Source organism: Streptomyces sp. NBC_01431 (genome assembly GCF_036231355.1).
GTDB lineage: Bacteria > Actinomycetota > Actinomycetes > Streptomycetales > Streptomycetaceae > Streptomyces.
In genome coordinates this window covers 6,455,022-6,470,298 of the sequence record NZ_CP109496.1, presented here as the reverse complement: position 1 = coordinate 6,470,298, position 15,277 = coordinate 6,455,022, and the positions used below count along the sequence as shown (strand labels likewise).

The following is a 15,277-nucleotide window of genomic DNA, read 5'->3' as shown; positions in this document are numbered from 1 at the left end:
TTCCCGGGCCGCGCGGCCTGTGCTCCGGCCGACGGGCGCGCGGCCCTGTTTCGGGAGGCCGGGCTGCCCTTGTCCGGGCGTGCGACGCGGGCCGCCGTTTGATCGGCGGACGCGCGTCCACTTCAGGTCAGGAGGTCGAGCGGAGGTCGTCCTCGTCGTCCAGGTCGTCCCCCAGCTCCTCCTCGTCGAAGACGGCGCTCACATCGAAGCGGCACACCACCCGCTGCGGGTCGGCCTGGTCGAACGGTGTGCTCAGCCACTCGCCCGGCTCCGGAAGGTCGTCGGCGGCCGACACCCACAGCGTGGAATCGCCCTCCTCAAGGCCGAACTCCTTGTGGCGGGAGGCGATTTCGTCTGGTTCGTACTCGCCGAAGAGCACACCGAGGGCTGCGTGGATGCTGCTTCCGACCACCGCCCCCGCGCGCTCGGCGTCGTCGCCCGCCGCCGTCACCTCGTCCGCCTCGGGGTCGAGATCGGCGATCCGCTGAGCCTGGGCGAGCAGCCGCTGGGGCTCCACGACCGCGTAGTCGCGCCGGATCAGGACGCTGAGGGCGTTGGGTTCCTCGGGGCCCGCATAGGGCGGCAGGGAGTCGTCGGCGCCGGGGATCTCGAAGGGGGTGACCTCGTCGTACCGGTCGTAGAGCCGCTCGTCGTAGGCCTCGGCCGCCGCCGCCAGCGCGTTGAAGGCCTCGTACACGGCGGGATCGTCGTCCCCCGTGCGGCGTTCCACCGCATCGAGGTGACGGTCCAGCGCGGCTTTGACCGCCTCGGCGGCGGCACGTACCTCGGCAGCGGTGGGCTGCGCAGCATCAGACATAGTGCAGACGCTATCCGTACCGGGCCGCTGCCCGCACAATAGATGCGATGCCGGAATACGAATTTGTCGACGTGTACGTCCCGCGCGGGGTGTCCCGCAAGGAGGCGACGCGTCTGCTGACCGACCACGCCGAGTACGGACACTGGGAGTTGGACCGACTGAGTCTGCGCCGGGACGGCAGCCGCAGAGTGCGGCTCCGCAGGCGGATCATCCGCCAGGTGCGCGCCACGTGGTGACAGTGGCGAGTGTGCGACAAGGACGGAGCGGGCCCCGCGGCTGCGGGGCCCGCTCCATCATGACGGCCGTGCGCCACGGCCTCGGGGACTACCGCTGCGCGGCACGTCCGCGGCGGTAGAGCACCGCGCCGCCGAGCAGCAGGCCCGCGGCGGCCGGGGCGGCGAAGCCCACGCCGTCGGCGCCGGTGTGCGCCAGCGCGGCCGGAGCGTGCGGCGCGGTCACGGTCTGCGTGACCGGCGTGCCGGGCTTGCCGGGAGCGGCGGGCCCGACGGGCGTGCCGGGCTTGGCCGGCTGGTGCGCGATCGGGCTGACCGGGTGCTCGGGGATGCCCGGGTGACCCGGCTGGCCCGGCTGCCCGGGGGTGCAGGGCGGCTGGTGCTGACCGGGGTGACCCGGCTGGCCCGGGTGCTGCGGGTGGCCGGGGTGCTGGGGGTGCCCCGGGTGACCCGGGTGCTGGGGGTGACCCGGCCGGCCACTCTCGTCGTTCACACAGTCGTTGCCGAACGCCGGGTTGCCGACGCCCACGACGTTCACGCTGTTGCCGCACGCGTTCACGGGCACGTCGATGGGCACCTGGATGGTGTTGCCGGAGCCGACGCCGGGCGAGTTACTGGTGTGGCCGGCGGCCGTGGCGCCGCCGGCGTGCTGGCCGCCGCCCTTGTTGACGCAGTGGTTGGCGAACGCCGGGTTGAGCGCGCCGATCACGTTGACGGTGTTGCCGCACGCGTTGACCGGCACGTGCACCGGAACCTGGACCGCGTTGCCGGACAGTACGCCCGGTGAGTTGGCGGCACTGCCCTGGGCCATCGAGTCGGCGTGCGCGGCGCCGCCGCCCATGGCGATGACGCCGGTCGCGGCCGCCATGGTGATCAGTCCCTTGCGGGTGACCTGTCGCATATTTCCGTTCCCTGCCTTCTGCCTTCCGGAAAGCCCGGCTGCGCCGTTGCGCCCGAGCTGAAAATGCCGGGCGGCCCCGGAGTGCATGGCGCGCACTCCGGGGCCGCCGGGCTCAAACCCTCACGGGTTGAGGCACAACGTCACTTGTTGACGCAGGTGTTGCCGAAGGCGGGGTTCAGCAGCCCGATCACGGAGATCGTGTTACCGCACACGTTCACCGGGATGTGGATGGGCGCCTGGACGACGTTGCCGGAAACGACGCCCGGGGAGTGCACAGCGGCACCCTGGGCACCCGAGTCGGCGACGGCGAGGCCCGCACCCGCGAGAACGAGACCACCGGTAGCAGCCGCAGCAGCGACGACCTTCTTGATCATTACTTCCTCCTTGTTGGCATATGTGCGATCCCAGCCGCGGACCGCACACCCTGTAACGAGGAGAAAGTTATGGAGCTACGAGCTTATGAGTTCATTCACTCTTTTCAGTCGTGTGCGTACGTTCAGACGATTATTTGAGTGTCGTCCCGGTGCGCCCGCGAGGTTCGCGGGCCCTCACGAAGCGTCGATGAAGCGGTCCAGGACCCGTACGCCGAACTTCAGGCCGTCGACCGGCACCCGCTCGTCCACGCCGTGGAACATCCCGGCGAAGTCCAGCTCCGGCGGCAGCTTCAGCGGGGCGAAGCCGAAGCCCCGGATGCCGAGGTCGTCGAAGGACTTGGCGTCGGTGCCGGCCGAGAGCATGTACGGGACCGCACGGGCGATCGGGTCCTCGGCCTGGAGCGCGGTCTGCATCGCGTCGACGAGCGCGCCGTCGAAGGTGGTCTCAAGGGCCTTGTCCGCGTGCACGTCCTCGCGCTTCACGCGCGGGCCGAGGATCCGGTCCAGATCGGCCAGGAACTCCTCCTCGTACCCCGGCAGGAACCGACCGTCCACGTGCGCGGTGGCCTGGCCCGGGATGACGTTGACCTTGTAACCGGCGCCCAGCTGGGTCGGGTTGGCGGTGTTCTGGAGCGAGGCGCCGATGAGCTTGGCGATGCCGCCGAGCTTGGCGAGCGTCTCGTCCATGTTCTCCGGGTCGAGCTCGGTGCCGAGTGCGTCGCCCAGCTCGTCGAGGAAGTGCCGCAGCGTTTTGGTCACGCGCACCGGGAACTTGTGGCGGCCGAGCCGCGCCACGGCCTCGGACAGCTCGGTGATGGCGTTGTCCTTGTGGATCATCGAGCCGTGTCCGGCGGTGCCGTCCACGGTCAGCTTCATCCAGTGCATGCCCTTCTGGGCCGTCTCCACCAGGTAGAGCCGCAGGTTCTCGTTGACGGTGAAGGAGAACCCGCCGACCTCGCTGATCGCCTCGGTGACGCCCTCGAAGAGCTGGGGGTGCTTGTCCACCAGGAAGCGCGCGCCGTAGGTGCCACCGGCCTCCTCGTCGGCGAGGAAGGCCAGCACGATGTCCCGCGGGGGCTTGCGGCCGCTGCGCAGCCGGTCGCGTACGACCGCGAGGGTCATCGCGTCCATGTCCTTCATGTCGACCGCGCCCCGGCCCCACACGCAGCCGTCGGCGATCTCGCCGGCGAAGGGGTGGTGCGTCCAGTCGTCGGCGTTGGCCGGTACGACGTCGGTGTGGCCGTGGATGAGCAGCGCGGGCCGCGACGGATCCTCGCCCGCGATCCGGGCGACCGTGGAGGCCCGGCCCCGGTGCGATTCGAAGATCTGCGGTTCGAGGCCGACCTCGGCGAGCTTCTCCGCGACGTACTCGGCCGCCGCGCGCTCCCCCGGCCCGGAGTGATCCCCGTAGTTGCTGGTGTCGATCCTGATCAGATCGCGGCAGAGGTCGACGACCTCGTCCTCACCGGTGACGCCGCCGGTCCGGGTCGTGCTCGACTCGCTCACGCTGCTTCCTCCCGCTGTCGCTCCGTGTGGTCCGCCCCCATCCTCCCTCGCACCACCTGGCCACCCAAGGGCGGCTTCCCGCCGACATCCGGTGTTCATGCAGGCCAGGGGGGTGATCGACCACCCCCAGATGTTTGCTATTGTTTTCCACGTCGGAACGGGCACGGCCCGCGAGACAGACACCTTGTCCGGGTGGCGGAATGGCAGACGCGCTAGCTTGAGGTGCTAGTGCCCTTTATCGGGCGTGGGGGTTCAAGTCCCCCCTCGGACACCAGCAAGTCCCCGTGATCGCACAGCGATCACGGGGACTTCTCGTTGTGCGGTGCCGCCCGCCCCACCAGGGGTTCACAGCCGCCGGAAGGCCAGCACCGCGTTGTGCCCGCCGAAGCCGAACGAATTACTCAGGACGATGTCGCCGCACGGTGGGAGCGGACGCGGGGTGGAGCGGACCACGTCCAGGCCCAGGCCCTCCTCCGGGTCGTCGCAGCCCACGGTCGGCGGGATCAGGCCGTCCCGCAGGGTGAGCACGGTGGCGATGGCCTCGACGCCGCCGGCGCCGCCCTGGAGGTGACCCAGTGCGCCCTTGTTCGCGGTGACGGGGACGTCGCGGATGTGGCGGCCGAAGAGGCGGCCCAACGCGCGGGCCTCCGTGCGGTCCCCCTCCACCGTCGCGGTGGCATGCGCGTTGATGTGCGCCACGTCGGCGGGCGTGGCCCCCGCGTCCGCGAGGGCCGCTCGCAGCGCGGCCTCGATGCCGCGGCCCTGGGGTTCGGGGGCCGCCATGTGGAACGCGTCGGCGGACAGGCCCCAGCCCGCCGCCTCGCAGTAGACGCGGGCGCCGCGCGCGCGGGCGTGTTCCTCTTCCTCCAGGACGAGTACGCCGGCGCCCTCCCCCAGCACGAATCCGTCCCGCCGGGCGTCGAACGGCCTTGATGCGTCGGCCGGTTGGTCGTTGCGCGTCGAGACGGCCCGCAGCGCGGCGAACGCGGCGAGGATCTCCGGGGTGATGACGGCTTCGGTGCCACCCGCCACGACCAGGTCGAGCCGCCCGGTCCGGATGGCGTCGATGGCCTGCCCGATCGCCTCCGTACCGGACGCGCAGGCGGACACCACGGTCCTGGCCTCGCCCCGGATGTCCAGGTCCGTGGATATCCGGGCGGCCGAGGCGGACGGCACGATCATGGGCGTCGTGTACGGAGAGACGGCCCGCGGCCCGCGTTCGTTGAGCGTCAGCCTGCTCTCTACCAGAACCGGCGCGCCGCCGATGATCGTGCCGATCGACACCCCCGTGCGGGACGGCCGCAGACCGCTGGAAACCGTCCCCGAGACGTCGAGCCCCGCGTCCCGCCAGGCCTCGCGGGCGGCCAGCACCGCGAACTGGGTGGAGCGGTTCATCCGGCGGGCCACCGGCTTCGGGAACAGCTCGGCGGGCTCGATGGCGGCGCGGGCGGCGAGCCGCACCGGCAGCCCGTCGAACTCCGGGCCGCTCACCACCGACACCCCGCAGCGGCCGTCGAGCAGCCCCTGCCACAGCTGCGGAACGTCGCCGCCGAGCGGGCTGACCGCGCCCAGGCCGGTCACCACGACCCGGCGGCGCCGCTCGGCATCGTGCCGGACGGGCTGCGGCAGTGCGGCCGGGTCCTGCCGGCTCGTACGGACGACCTGGCGTTCATAGCGCGGCAGTACGCGCTCCAGGTCGGGACCGCCGGTCAGCGGGCGCAATTGCAGTCTGGTCTTCGTCTCGGTCGCGGGCGCGGTGCGCACCACCACGAGCCAGGGGCCGTCCGGATCCGTCGCGATGACGTCTCCGGGCATCAGTTCACCCGTGGTGAGCAGACAGCATTTGCCGCCCATGACTGACTCTTCGCTCATTACGGCCTCTTTGCCCTATATGTGGCAGGTGAGGATATTTTGCGAGGAATCCTCTTTGGAAGCATGCCTCTCGATCGCGCGGAAGGCAGTACGGGGCGAGCGGTCCCGCGGTGCGCACTCGTCGGCATCGAGCGGGACACAGCGGGAAAGGGGGGCCTGACCTGGGCTTGTCTTGCTTCTGCGGGGCGGGGTGGGGTTCTCTGGTTCCGTGAGACGCAGATCCCGAACCCCGGCCGCCCCGCTCGCGCAGCGCGACGGCATCGACCCGGTGCGTGTGCGGCTGCCCGTCGACCCTGAGGGAGCGTGGGCGACGGTCGGTGATCACCTGGTGGGCCGGTTCGAGGGGGCGATCGGCGCGGACCGGGTGGCCGCGATGCTGCGCGAGGGACGGTTCGTCGGCGCCGAGGGGGTACTCAGCGGGGCAGAGGCGTACCGGGCCGGCTTGCACGTGTGGTTCCACCGGGACTTCGCGCCGGAAGTGCCGGTGCCGTTCGAGGTGGGCATCGTCCACCTCGACGAGCGGATCGTGATCGCGGACAAGCCGCACTTCCTCGCCACCACGCCACGGGGCCGGCACGTCACCGAGACGGCCATGGCCCGGCTGCGGCGGGATCTGGCGCTGCCCGAGCTCCAGCCCGCCCACCGCCTGGACCGGCTGACGGCGGGCCTGGCCCTGTTCGTCGTGCGGCCCGAGGACCGGGGCGCGTACCAGAACCTGTTCAGCGGGCGCCGGGTGCGCAAGGAGTACGAGGCGGTGGCGGCGTACGACCCCGGTGTGACGCTGCCCGTGACCGTGCGCAGCCGGATCGTGAAGGAGCGCGGAGTGATCGCCGCCCGCGAGGAGACGGGCGAGCCGAACGCGGAGAGCCGCATCGAACTGGTCGAGCGGCGCGGCGGGTTGGGCCGCTACCGCCTGCTGCCCGCCACCGGACGCACCCATCAGCTGCGTGTTCACATGAACGGGCTCGGCCTGCCGATCCTGAACGACCCGGTGTATCCGGTGGTCCTTCCCGAGCACGAACCCGAGGGCGGCCCCGCGGCTTTCGGGGCGCCGCTGCAACTGCTGGCCAAGGTGCTCGAATTCACCGATCCGGTGGACGGGCGGGCTCGCAGATTTGAGAGTGGGCTGCGGCTGTCGGAGTGGCCGACCTCTCCGACGTCGGACCAATAAGGCCTCCACGTAGGGAAATTGGCCCCCGTTCACGGCTGAAGGGCGCCCCCCGGGTGGGCGCGGGCGACCGGGGGTGGGCCGCAGGTGTCACGCGACCCACCCCCACGCGCGAACAGTCGCGCTCAGTGCCCCCGTGCCACCCACTCCGCCAGGTGCGGCGCCTCCGCGCCCACCGTCGTCGCGTCGCCATGCCCCGTGCGTACCACCGTCTCCGGTGGAAGCGTGAGCAACCGGTCCCTGATCGAGTCGATGATCGTCGGGAAGTGGGAGAACGAGCGTCCCGTGGCGCCGGGGCCGCCGGCGAAGAGGGTGTCGCCGGTGAAGACCGTGCCGAGGGAGGGGGCGTGGAAGCAGACCGCGCCGGGGGCGTGGCCCGGGGTGTGCAGGACCTCCAGTTCCGCGCCCGCCACCAACACCCGCTCGCCGTCGGCCAGTTCGCCGTCCGGGAGGCGTTCCGGGTGGGTCTGCTTCCACAGCGGGAGGTCGTCCGGGTGGAGCAGGATCGGGGCACCCGTCGCGTCCGCCAGGGCCGGGGCCGCGTCGATGTGGTCGTTGTGTGCGTGGGTGCACAGGATCGCCCTGAGCGTCCGGCCGCCGAGCGCCGTCAGGATCGCTTCGGCGTCGTGCGCGGCGTCGATGACGACCGCCTCCTCGTCGTCCCCGACGATCCACACGTTGTTGTCGACGTCCCACGTACCGCCGTCGAGAGCGAACGTGCCGGACGTGACCAGATGATCGATTCGTGCGCGAACGGCCATCAGAACTCCACCACCGAGCGCAGCACATCGCCCTCGTGCATGCGCTCGAAGGCCTTCTCGACCTCGTCGAGCGCGATCGTCTCGGTGACGAACGCCGCGAGGTCGATCCGGCCCTGCTGGTGCAGGTCGATCAGCATCGGGAAGTCCCGGGACGGCAGGCAGTCGCCGTACCAGGAGGACTTCAGGGCGCCGCCGCGGCCGAAGACGTCCAACAGCGGCAGCTCCAACGTCATCTCCGGAGTCGGCACGCCGACCAGGACCACCGTGCCGGCCAGATCGCGGGCGTAGAACGCCTGCTTGTACGTCTCCGGGTGGCCCACCGCCTCGATGACGACGTCCGCGCCGTTGCCGCCGGTCAGTTCGCGGATCGTCTCGACCGCGTCCTTGGACCGGGAGTTGACCGTGTGCGTGGCGCCCATGGTCTTCGCCGTCGCCAGCTTGCGGTCGTCGATGTCGACGGCGATGATCCGCGCCGCGCCCGCGAGCCGGGCTCCCACGATCGCCGCGTCGCCGACGCCGCCGCAGCCGATGACGGCGACCGAGTCGCCCCGGCCGACGTTGCCGGTGTTGATGGCCGCGCCGATGCCCGCCATGACACCGCAGCCGAGCAGCCCCGCCACGGCCGGGGACACCGCCGGGTCGACCTTGGTGCACTGGCCCGCCGCGACCAGGGTCTTCTCGGCGAACGCGCCGATGCCGAGGGCGGGCGACAGCTCGGCCCCTCCCTCAAGCAGCGTCATCTTCTGCCGGGCGTTGTGGGTGTTGAAGCAGTACTGCGGACGCCCGCGCAGACAGGCGCGGCAATTGCCGCACACCGCACGCCAGTTGAGGATCACGAAGTCGCCGGGCGCGACGTCGGTGACGCCCTCGCCCACCGACTCCACGATCCCGGACGCCTCGTGGCCGAGCAGGAACGGGAAGTCGTCGTTGATCCCGCCCTGCTTGTAGTGCAGATCGGTGTGGCAGACGCCGCAGGCCTGGATCTTCACCACCGCCTCGCCGGGCCCCGGGTCCGGCACCACGATGGTCTCGACCCGTACGGGCTGGTTCCTGCCCGGCGCGATGACCCCTTGGACCTGCTGCGACATGCCGCCACTCCCTGTTCCGTGCCGTCGGATGTATCAGGAATACACCCTATGAGGTGGCGTCGTGCACGCGTCGGCCCGCGACGTATGTCCCCAGCACCCGGGTGGCGCCGATCTCCTCGGGCGGGCCCGCGTACGGGTCCCGGTCGAGCACCGCCAGGTCGGCGAGCGCGCCCGCGCGGATCGAGCCGCTGTCGTCCAAGTGGTTCACATGAGCCGTGCCCGCGGTGTACGCGGCGAACGCGGCGGTCAGCGTGATCCGCTGCTCGGGCAGGAAGACCGGCCCCTCCTCCTCAGGGGTGATCCGGTTCACGGCGGTGTGGATGCCGTGCATCGGGTCGGGGCTGCTGACCGGCCAGTCGGATCCGGCCGCCACGGTGGCCCCGGAGCGGAGCAGTGCCGCGAACGGGTACTGCCAGCCTGCCCGTTCCTTGCCGAGGAAGGGGATGGTGAGCTCGTCCATCTGGGGTTCGTGGGCGGCCCACAGGGGCTGGATGTTGGCGGTGGCGCCGAGCGCCCGGAACCGGCCGATGTCGTCGGGGTGCACGATCTGGAGGTGGGCGAGGTGCGGCCGGGTGTCGGTCCAGCCGTTGGTCTCGCGGGCCGCCTGCACCGCGTCGAGCGCCTCGCGCACGGCCCGGTCGCCGAGCGCGTGGAAGTGGGCCTGGAAGCCGAGGGCGTCCAACTGGGTCACGTAGGAGCGCAGTTGGACCGGGTCGACGAAGCTGGTGCCGGTGTTGGCGGTGGCGCAGCCGCAGGCGTCGAGGTAGGGGCCGAGCAGCGCCGCGGTGCCGGTCTCCGCCACGCCGTCCTGCATGATCTTCACCGAGCCAGCGCGGAAGCGGCCGTGGCTCAACTCCCGTCGCTTCTCCACCAGTTCGGGGATCTGTTCGGCGCCGCGCTCTCGGTCCCACCACAGGGCGCCGACGACCCGGGCGGTGAGCGAGCCGTCGCGGGCGGCGGCCACGTAGGCGTCCGCGGGGTCGTCCATCGAGCCGAAGCTGCCGACGATCGCGTCCTGCCAGGCGGTGATCCCGAACGAGTGGAGGTGCGCCTGGGCGCGCAGCAGGGCCGCGAGGCGTTCGGCGGGGGTGGAGCGGGGGGTGTGCCGGCCGACCAGGTCCATGGCGCCCTCCTGGAGCAGCCCGGTCGGCTCGCCCGAGGCGTCGCGCTCGATCCGGCCATCGGCCGGGTCGGGGGTGTCCCGGGTGATCCCGGCGAGCGCGAGCGCGCGGCTGTTGACCCAGGCTCCGTGGTGGTCCCGGTTGGGAAGGTAGACGGGCCGGTCGGGCACCACGCGGTCGAGGAGCTCCCGGGTGGGGCTGCCACCGTCGAAGGCCTCCATGGACCAGCCGCCGCCGGTGATCCACTCCTGGTCGGGGTGGGCGTCGGCGTAGGCCCGTACGGCCGCCAGGGTGTCGGCCGCCGTACGCGTGCCCGTGAGGTCGCAGCGCGCCAGCTCGATGCCCGCCGACACCGGATGCACATGGGCGTCCTGGAATCCCGGGATCAGCAACTTGCCCGCGAGGTCGACGACTTCGGTCTTCGGGCCGATCAGCTCGCGCACCTCGTCGTGGCCGACGGCGGTGATGCGCTCACCGGTGACGGCCACGGTGGTGGCGCGGGAGCGGGCGGCGTCCAGGGTGAGGACCGGGCCGCCGGTGAACACGAGGTCGGCGGGGGTGTGGCGCATGTGCGAATCCATTCTGTACGGGGGTGGATCAGGCGGTTTCGGGGGCGCCGAGCGGCGCCGGGTCGGTTTCCACGGTCGAGAGCCCGGTGACGAAGTACGGCGACTTCCTTACCCACTTCGCCCAGGCGGCGGCGACGAAGCCGCTGAGCAGCATCACGGTGGGGCAGAAAAGCATGAACCACCCGTTGTCGGGGCTCACTTCGAAGTGGTCGGCGGAGGTGTAGAAGGTCCAGCCGAGGTAGCCGCCGAGGCCGAGCAGGAACAGCGCGCTGAGGACGGGGATCACGACGGCGCGCACGGCCTCGCCCACGCTCTCCCGCAGGGCGCCCCGGAAGCGGTTGGCGGCGGCCAGCGCGGTCAGGGCGTAGTAGAGGGAGACGACGATCCCGATGGCGTTCACGGAGGCCAGGATCAGGTCGCCGATCTTCGGGATGAGCAGGGAGAGGATGGCGATGCCCATGGCGATGCAGCAGATCACCACCGTCCCGACCGCCGGAGTCCCGTACTTGGGGCTGACCTTGAGCCAGAGCGGGCCGAGCGTGCGGTCCCGGCTCATCGCGAACATGCCGCGGACGGTGGGGATCACACCCGACTGGAGCGAGGCGATGGCCGAGAAGGTGAGTGCGATCAGCGGCAGGGCGGCGAGCGGCTGGGCGGCCAGCCGGTCACCGAAGAAGGTGAGGCCCTGGGCGCCGTGGCCCACCAACTCATCGGCGGACAGCACCCGTTGGAAGGCGAAGGAGCCGAGCAGGAAGAGGGCGAGCATGGTGAACAGGGTGATGGTGCCGGCTTTGGAGGCGTCCTTGGGGTCGCGGATCTCCTCGTTGACGCTGAAGGTCGCGTCGAAGCCCCAGTAGCAGAAGACGGACAGCAACAGGCCCTGGGCGAGCGCCTGGCCCGACGGGATGGTGAAGGGGTTCAGCCAGTCGAGGCTGAACGGGTGCGGGCCCTTGAACAGGCCGTACCCGCAGAAGGTGAGCAGCACCGCGTACTCGAAGACGAGCAGCCACTTCTGGAGGTTGGCGGCCGAGCGCGCGCCGGCGACGGCGGTGCAGGTGACCCCGATCAGGACGACGATGCCGAGGATGGTGGACTGCGCCGTGGAGTCGGGGTCCAGGTGCAGGCCGCCGAGTCCGTGCAGGCCCGCCTCGCCCGCCAGTTGGATCAGGGCGGAGCCGGTGACGGCGGTGGTGTAGGAGAGGAAGACGACGGTGGAGACGATGCCGATCCAGCCGGTCAGGAACCCCAGCCAGGGACTGAGCGAGCGGCCCACCCAGACATAGCCGCTGCCCATGTTGGGCTCGACCTTGTTCAGCCGCGAATAGGCGCTCGCGATGCCCAGGATGGGGATGAAGCCGAGCAGCATGATGATCGGCAGATGCAGGCCGACGACGCCGGCGGTGACGCCGAGTCCGATGCCGATGGAGGTGGTGGCCGCCGTTGAGGAGGCGGCGATGGCGATGCCGTCCATGACGCCGAGACTCTTGGGGAGAACGGGTGGGTCACTGCCGTAGGGAGTGCGCACGGTCGCTCCTTCGCCGAGGGGCGCTGATCGGCCCCGATGGCGGCACATCGAACTCCTGGTGAAGTCGGTCCGTCAACGCTGTTGTCATAAGAGTGAGGGCTTCGTAGGGTGGCGGCCCATGAGCGAGCGAGTCGTACCGGACGGGGAACGGCGGCGCCGGCGGCCCACCAAGCGGGGCACGGTCCTGTCCGAGGAACTGATCGTCCACACCGCCCTGCGGCTGATCGGTGAGCACGGGGCGGCGGCGCTCACCGTGCGCCGGCTCGGGACGGCGCTCGGGGCGGATCCGAGCGCGCTCTACCGCTATTTCCGCGACACGGACGACCTGCTGCTGGCGGTGGCCGACGAACTCATCGGCCGCACACTGCGGTCCTGGCGGCCGACCGGCGAGTGGCGGGCCGACCTGCGCTCGCTCGGGCTGCGCATCCACGCCGACTACCAGGCCCATCCGCAGGCGGCGCTGCTCACCTTCACCCGGGTGACCGGGCGGGCCAACGAGATGCGGTCGGTGGAGACGATCCTCGGGATCCTGCGGGGCGCGGGCTTCCCGGACGCCGAGGCGGTGCGGATCTACCACGTCTTCGTCGACCAGGCGCTGTCGTTCGCGGCCCTGGACGCGGCGGTGTTCACGTTGCCCGAGGAGTCCCGGGCACTGGAGGAGCGGGCCTGGCCGGAGCGGTACGCACGGCTTCCGGCGGACACCCATCCGCATGTGGCCGCGACCGCGCCGGTCCTGGTGGCGGAGATGCGGCGCAGCGCCTATCCCGCGGCCCTGGATATGGTCCTCGCCGCGGCCGCGGCCCGTTTGCAGCACGTACGCACATAACGCGCGTCCCCGTGGCGAACAGGCACGTACAGCGCCTGGGCACATGGCGGGTACGCACACGTGGCGCCCGCCGACCCACATGGCGCTTGCGCACAGAAAAGGGCGGCACCCCCACCAGGGGGTGCCGCCCTCTTTGGGGGACCGGGTTACTCGCCCGAGGCGATCGCGAAGACCCGCTTGCGCACGAGGTACCAGCCGCCGACGAGCAGCGCCGCGATGATCGGCAGGCAGTAGATCGTGGTGCGGCCGACACCGCCGCCGTACCACATCAGGAAGGCCACGCTCGCGAGGAAGACCAGCGTGACGATCTGCGTGTACGGGGCCCACGGCAGCTTGTAGGACGGGCGCTCGACGCCGCCCTGCTGGGAGCGCCGCCAGAAGAGCAGCGAGCAGATCATGATCATCGCCCAGGTGCCGAGGATGCCGATGGAGGCGAAGTTCAGCACGATCTCGAACGCGTCGTTGGGCACGAACTTGTTCAGGGCGACGCCGAGGACGCCGAACGCCGCGGTGAACAGCACGCCGCCGTAGGGGACGCGGCCCTTGTTCATGACGCCGACGAACTTGGGCGCGGAGCCCGCGAGCGACATGGATCGCAGGATGCGGCCGGTGGAGTACAGGCCCGAGTTGAGGCTGGAGAGGGCGGCGGTCAGGACCACCAGGTTCATCACGCCGGCCGCTCCCGGCACGCCGAGCTTGTCCAGGACGGTGACGAACGGGCTCTGGCCCTCGGAGTACTCGGTGTACGGGAGCAGCAGCGCGAGCAGCACCACCGAGCCGACGTAGAAGATGCCGACCCGCCACATGATCGAGTTGATCGCCTTGGGCAGGATCTTCTGCGGGTTCTCGGTCTCACCGGCGGCGACGCCGCACAGCTCGACCGAGGCGTACGCGAAGACGACGCCCTGGATGACGAGCAGCATGGGCAGCATGCCCATCGGGAAGATGCCGCCGTGGCTGGTGATGTTGGCGAAGCCCGGCATGGTGCCGTCCACGTCGTGCTGGGTGACCACCAGGTAGATGCCGACCAGCATGAAGGCGACCAGCGCGACCACCTTGATGATCGCGAACCAGAACTCCATCTCGCCGAAGTACTTCACCGAGATGAGGTTGGCGGTGAGGACGACCGCGAGCGCGACGAGCGCGCAGACCCACTGCGGGACGTTGCTGAACATGGCCCAGAAGTGGGCGTAGGTCGCGGCCGCGGTGATGTCGGCGACGGCGGTGGTCGACCAGTTCAGGAAGTACAGCCAGCCGGCCGTGTAGGCGCCCTTCTCGCCCATGAACTCACGGGCGTAGGAGACGAAGGCGCCCGAGGAGGGGCGGTAGAGCACGAGCTCACCGAGGGCCCGTACGACGAAGAACGCGAAGACGCCGCAGACCGCGTACGCGATCGCGAGCGAGGGGCCCGCGCCCGCCAGGCGGCCGCCGGCACCGAGGAAGAGGCCGGTGCCTATCGCGCCGCCGATGGCGATCATGTTGATGTGGCGGGACTTGAGGTCCTTGCTGTAACCGGCGTCACCGGCGTCGATGTGGGGGGTGCCCGTCGCAGCCCCCGCAGGGGCGCTCTGGGTCTCGGCCGCAGGCATGGTGCGGTCACTCATGGAGTTGTTCGCCTTTGTGAGGGGTCATGCGGTCGTGCGGGACCGGCCGTACCGGTGATGCAAGTCGTCACCTTGGCACGGACTAGTGGCCCATGGTCCCGGCTGTCGGTGCAGTTTGGCAGTGGCCAATGTCACGTAGGGATAGATTTGAGGTGTTTCTGAGGTAACCGACAGGTAGCAACGGAACGTTTTTTGTTGCCCAGGGTACCTATGGTGCGAGGACGTCCAGCTCCTGGAGGGCCCCCACCGCGATCTCCCGGGTCAGTCGCTCGGCCTCGGCGGCATCGCGCTCGCGCACCGCCTCGGCCACCCGCACATGCAAAGTGACGGCGGCCGGGTCGGGGTCGGGGAACATCACCTGGTGGTGGGTGCGGCCGGTGAGGACCTCGGCCACCACGTCGCCGAGCCGGGCGAACATCTCGTTGCCGGACGCGTTGAGCACGATCCGGTGGAAGGCCACGTCGTGCACGAGGTACGCCTCCAGCTGGCGGCCGCGCGAGGTGGCGACCATGCCGAGGGCCTGCTCGGTGAGGTCCGCGCACTGGGCGGGCGTGGCCTTCAGTGCGGCGAGGCCTGCCGCGACCGGCTCAACGGCGGAGCGCAGCACGGTCAGGGAGCGCAGCTGGCGCGGCCGGTCGGCGCCCGCGAGCCGCCACCGGATCACCTGCGGGTCGTACACGTTCCACTGCTCGGGCGGCTGTACGGTCACGCCGACCCGGCGTCTGGACTCGACCAGGTACATGGATTCGAGGACCCGCACCACTTCGCGGACGACCGTGCGCGAGACGTCGTAGCGCTGGGCGAGCTCGTCGGTGCGCAGCACGCTGCCCGATGGGTACTCCCCCGCGGTGATGGCCAGACCCAGGCTGTCGAGCACATGCATGTGAAGGCCCCGGGCCCGAGTCGTCATGG

General features: G+C 70.8%; 14 protein-coding genes and 1 tRNA gene. 4 read left to right on the top strand and 11 right to left on the bottom strand.

The window, feature by feature from the left end; genetic code table 11:
• Positions 1 to 127: 127 nt before the first annotated feature.
• Positions 128 to 817, bottom strand: a complete 690-nt coding sequence (locus OG522_RS29520; RefSeq protein WP_329466069.1) for a hypothetical protein — start codon at positions 815 to 817, stop codon at positions 128 to 130.
• A 47-nt stretch (positions 818 to 864) separates the two neighbouring features.
• Here OG522_RS29520 and OG522_RS29515 point away from each other — a divergent pair, with 47 nt between their 5' ends.
• Positions 865 to 1,053, top strand: a complete 189-nt coding sequence (locus OG522_RS29515; protein ID WP_018535088.1) for a DUF5703 family protein — start codon at positions 865 to 867, stop codon at positions 1,051 to 1,053.
• 88 nt (positions 1,054 to 1,141) lie between these two features.
• Here the strand turns inward: OG522_RS29515 and OG522_RS29510 are convergent, their stop codons facing one another.
• The 3 genes from OG522_RS29510 to OG522_RS29500 all read right to left on the bottom strand — a co-directional run bounded on the left by OG522_RS29510 (position 1,142) and on the right by OG522_RS29500 (position 3,831).
• Positions 1,142 to 1,951 carry a chaplin gene (locus OG522_RS29510; RefSeq protein WP_329466067.1) on the bottom strand — a complete coding sequence of 270 codons (810 nt, stop codon included), beginning with the start codon at positions 1,949 to 1,951 and terminating at the stop codon, positions 1,142 to 1,144.
• Positions 1,952 to 2,091: 140 nt separating this feature from the next.
• Complete coding sequence (gene chpH / locus OG522_RS29505) at positions 2,092 to 2,325, bottom strand: chaplin ChpH (protein ID WP_329466066.1); 234 nt, start codon at positions 2,323 to 2,325, stop codon at positions 2,092 to 2,094.
• Between the two features lie 174 nt (positions 2,326 to 2,499).
• Positions 2,500 to 3,831 carry a M20/M25/M40 family metallo-hydrolase gene (locus OG522_RS29500; protein WP_329466065.1) on the bottom strand — a complete coding sequence of 444 codons (1,332 nt, stop codon included), beginning with the start codon at positions 3,829 to 3,831 and terminating at the stop codon, positions 2,500 to 2,502.
• 186 nt (positions 3,832 to 4,017) lie between these two features.
• Here OG522_RS29500 and OG522_RS29495 point away from each other — a divergent pair.
• Positions 4,018 to 4,105 (top strand) — tRNA-Leu (locus tag OG522_RS29495).
• Between the two features lie 71 nt (positions 4,106 to 4,176).
• Here the strand turns inward: OG522_RS29495 and OG522_RS29490 are convergent.
• Entirely contained in the window at positions 4,177 to 5,703 is a 1,527-nt protein-coding gene (locus tag OG522_RS29490) for a beta-ketoacyl-[acyl-carrier-protein] synthase family protein (protein ID WP_329466064.1), read from the bottom strand.
• Between the two features lie 208 nt (positions 5,704 to 5,911).
• On the opposite strand from OG522_RS29490, the gene OG522_RS29485 reads away from it, so the two are divergent.
• Complete coding sequence (locus tag OG522_RS29485; RefSeq protein WP_329466063.1) at positions 5,912 to 6,874, top strand: pseudouridine synthase; 963 nt, start codon at positions 5,912 to 5,914, stop codon at positions 6,872 to 6,874.
• 122 nt (positions 6,875 to 6,996) lie between these two features.
• Here the strand turns inward: OG522_RS29485 and OG522_RS29480 are convergent, their stop codons facing one another.
• The 4 genes from OG522_RS29480 to OG522_RS29465 are packed head-to-tail and all read right to left on the bottom strand — an operon-like array spanning position 6,997 to position 11,881.
• Positions 6,997 to 7,632 carry an MBL fold metallo-hydrolase gene (locus OG522_RS29480; protein WP_329466062.1) on the bottom strand — a complete coding sequence of 212 codons (636 nt, stop codon included), beginning with the start codon at positions 7,630 to 7,632 and terminating at the stop codon, positions 6,997 to 6,999.
• Positions 7,632 to 8,720, bottom strand: a complete 1,089-nt coding sequence (locus tag OG522_RS29475) for an S-(hydroxymethyl)mycothiol dehydrogenase (RefSeq protein WP_329466061.1) — start codon at positions 8,718 to 8,720, stop codon at positions 7,632 to 7,634. Before OG522_RS29475 ends, OG522_RS29480 begins: the two co-directional genes overlap by 1 nt.
• Before the next feature lie 46 nt (positions 8,721 to 8,766).
• Positions 8,767 to 10,410 carry an amidohydrolase gene (locus OG522_RS29470; protein ID WP_329466060.1) on the bottom strand — a complete coding sequence of 548 codons (1,644 nt, stop codon included), beginning with the start codon at positions 10,408 to 10,410 and terminating at the stop codon, positions 8,767 to 8,769.
• Between the two features lie 28 nt (positions 10,411 to 10,438).
• Entirely contained in the window at positions 10,439 to 11,881 is a 1,443-nt protein-coding gene (locus OG522_RS29465; RefSeq protein ID WP_329467784.1) for an APC family permease, read from the bottom strand.
• Positions 11,882 to 12,053: 172 nt separating this feature from the next.
• Between OG522_RS29465 and OG522_RS29460 the strand changes: the two genes are divergently transcribed.
• A complete protein-coding gene (locus OG522_RS29460) occupies positions 12,054 to 12,761 on the top strand; it encodes a TetR/AcrR family transcriptional regulator (RefSeq protein WP_329466059.1) in 708 nt (235 codons plus the stop codon).
• Positions 12,762 to 12,907: 146 nt separating this feature from the next.
• Here the strand turns inward: OG522_RS29460 and OG522_RS29455 are convergent, their stop codons facing one another.
• Together OG522_RS29455 and OG522_RS29450 are read right to left on the bottom strand one after the other, a co-directional pair.
• Positions 12,908 to 14,365: an amino acid permease gene (locus tag OG522_RS29455; RefSeq protein WP_329466058.1), complete on the bottom strand. Its 1,458-nt coding sequence runs from the start codon at positions 14,363 to 14,365 to the stop codon at positions 12,908 to 12,910.
• A gap of 208 nt (positions 14,366 to 14,573) precedes the next feature.
• A complete protein-coding gene (locus tag OG522_RS29450; protein WP_329466057.1) occupies positions 14,574 to 15,275 on the bottom strand; it encodes a FadR/GntR family transcriptional regulator in 702 nt (233 codons plus the stop codon).
• Positions 15,276 to 15,277: the final 2 nt, after the last annotated feature.

Coding starts and splice junctions, on each gene's coding strand:
- OG522_RS29465 (WP_329467784.1), bottom strand. CDS start 11,881: ATGGACGGCATCGCCATCGCCGCCTCCTCAACGGCGGCCACCACCTCC.
- OG522_RS29480 (WP_329466062.1), bottom strand. CDS start 7,632: ATGGCCGTTCGCGCACGAATCGATCATCTGGTCACGTCCGGCACGTTC.
- OG522_RS29460 (WP_329466059.1), top strand. CDS start 12,054: ATGAGCGAGCGAGTCGTACCGGACGGGGAACGGCGGCGCCGGCGGCCC.
- OG522_RS29515 (WP_018535088.1), top strand. CDS start 865: ATGCCGGAATACGAATTTGTCGACGTGTACGTCCCGCGCGGGGTGTCC.
- chpH (WP_329466066.1), bottom strand. CDS start 2,325: ATGATCAAGAAGGTCGTCGCTGCTGCGGCTGCTACCGGTGGTCTCGTT.
- OG522_RS29510 (WP_329466067.1), bottom strand. CDS start 1,951: ATGCGACAGGTCACCCGCAAGGGACTGATCACCATGGCGGCCGCGACC.
- OG522_RS29450 (WP_329466057.1), bottom strand. CDS start 15,275: ATGACGACTCGGGCCCGGGGCCTTCACATGCATGTGCTCGACAGCCTG.
- OG522_RS29475 (WP_329466061.1), bottom strand. CDS start 8,720: ATGTCGCAGCAGGTCCAAGGGGTCATCGCGCCGGGCAGGAACCAGCCC.
- OG522_RS29520 (WP_329466069.1), bottom strand. CDS start 817: ATGTCTGATGCTGCGCAGCCCACCGCTGCCGAGGTACGTGCCGCCGCC.
- OG522_RS29455 (WP_329466058.1), bottom strand. CDS start 14,365: ATGAGTGACCGCACCATGCCTGCGGCCGAGACCCAGAGCGCCCCTGCG.
- OG522_RS29490 (WP_329466064.1), bottom strand. CDS start 5,703: ATGAGCGAAGAGTCAGTCATGGGCGGCAAATGCTGTCTGCTCACCACG.
- OG522_RS29470 (WP_329466060.1), bottom strand. CDS start 10,410: ATGCGCCACACCCCCGCCGACCTCGTGTTCACCGGCGGCCCGGTCCTC.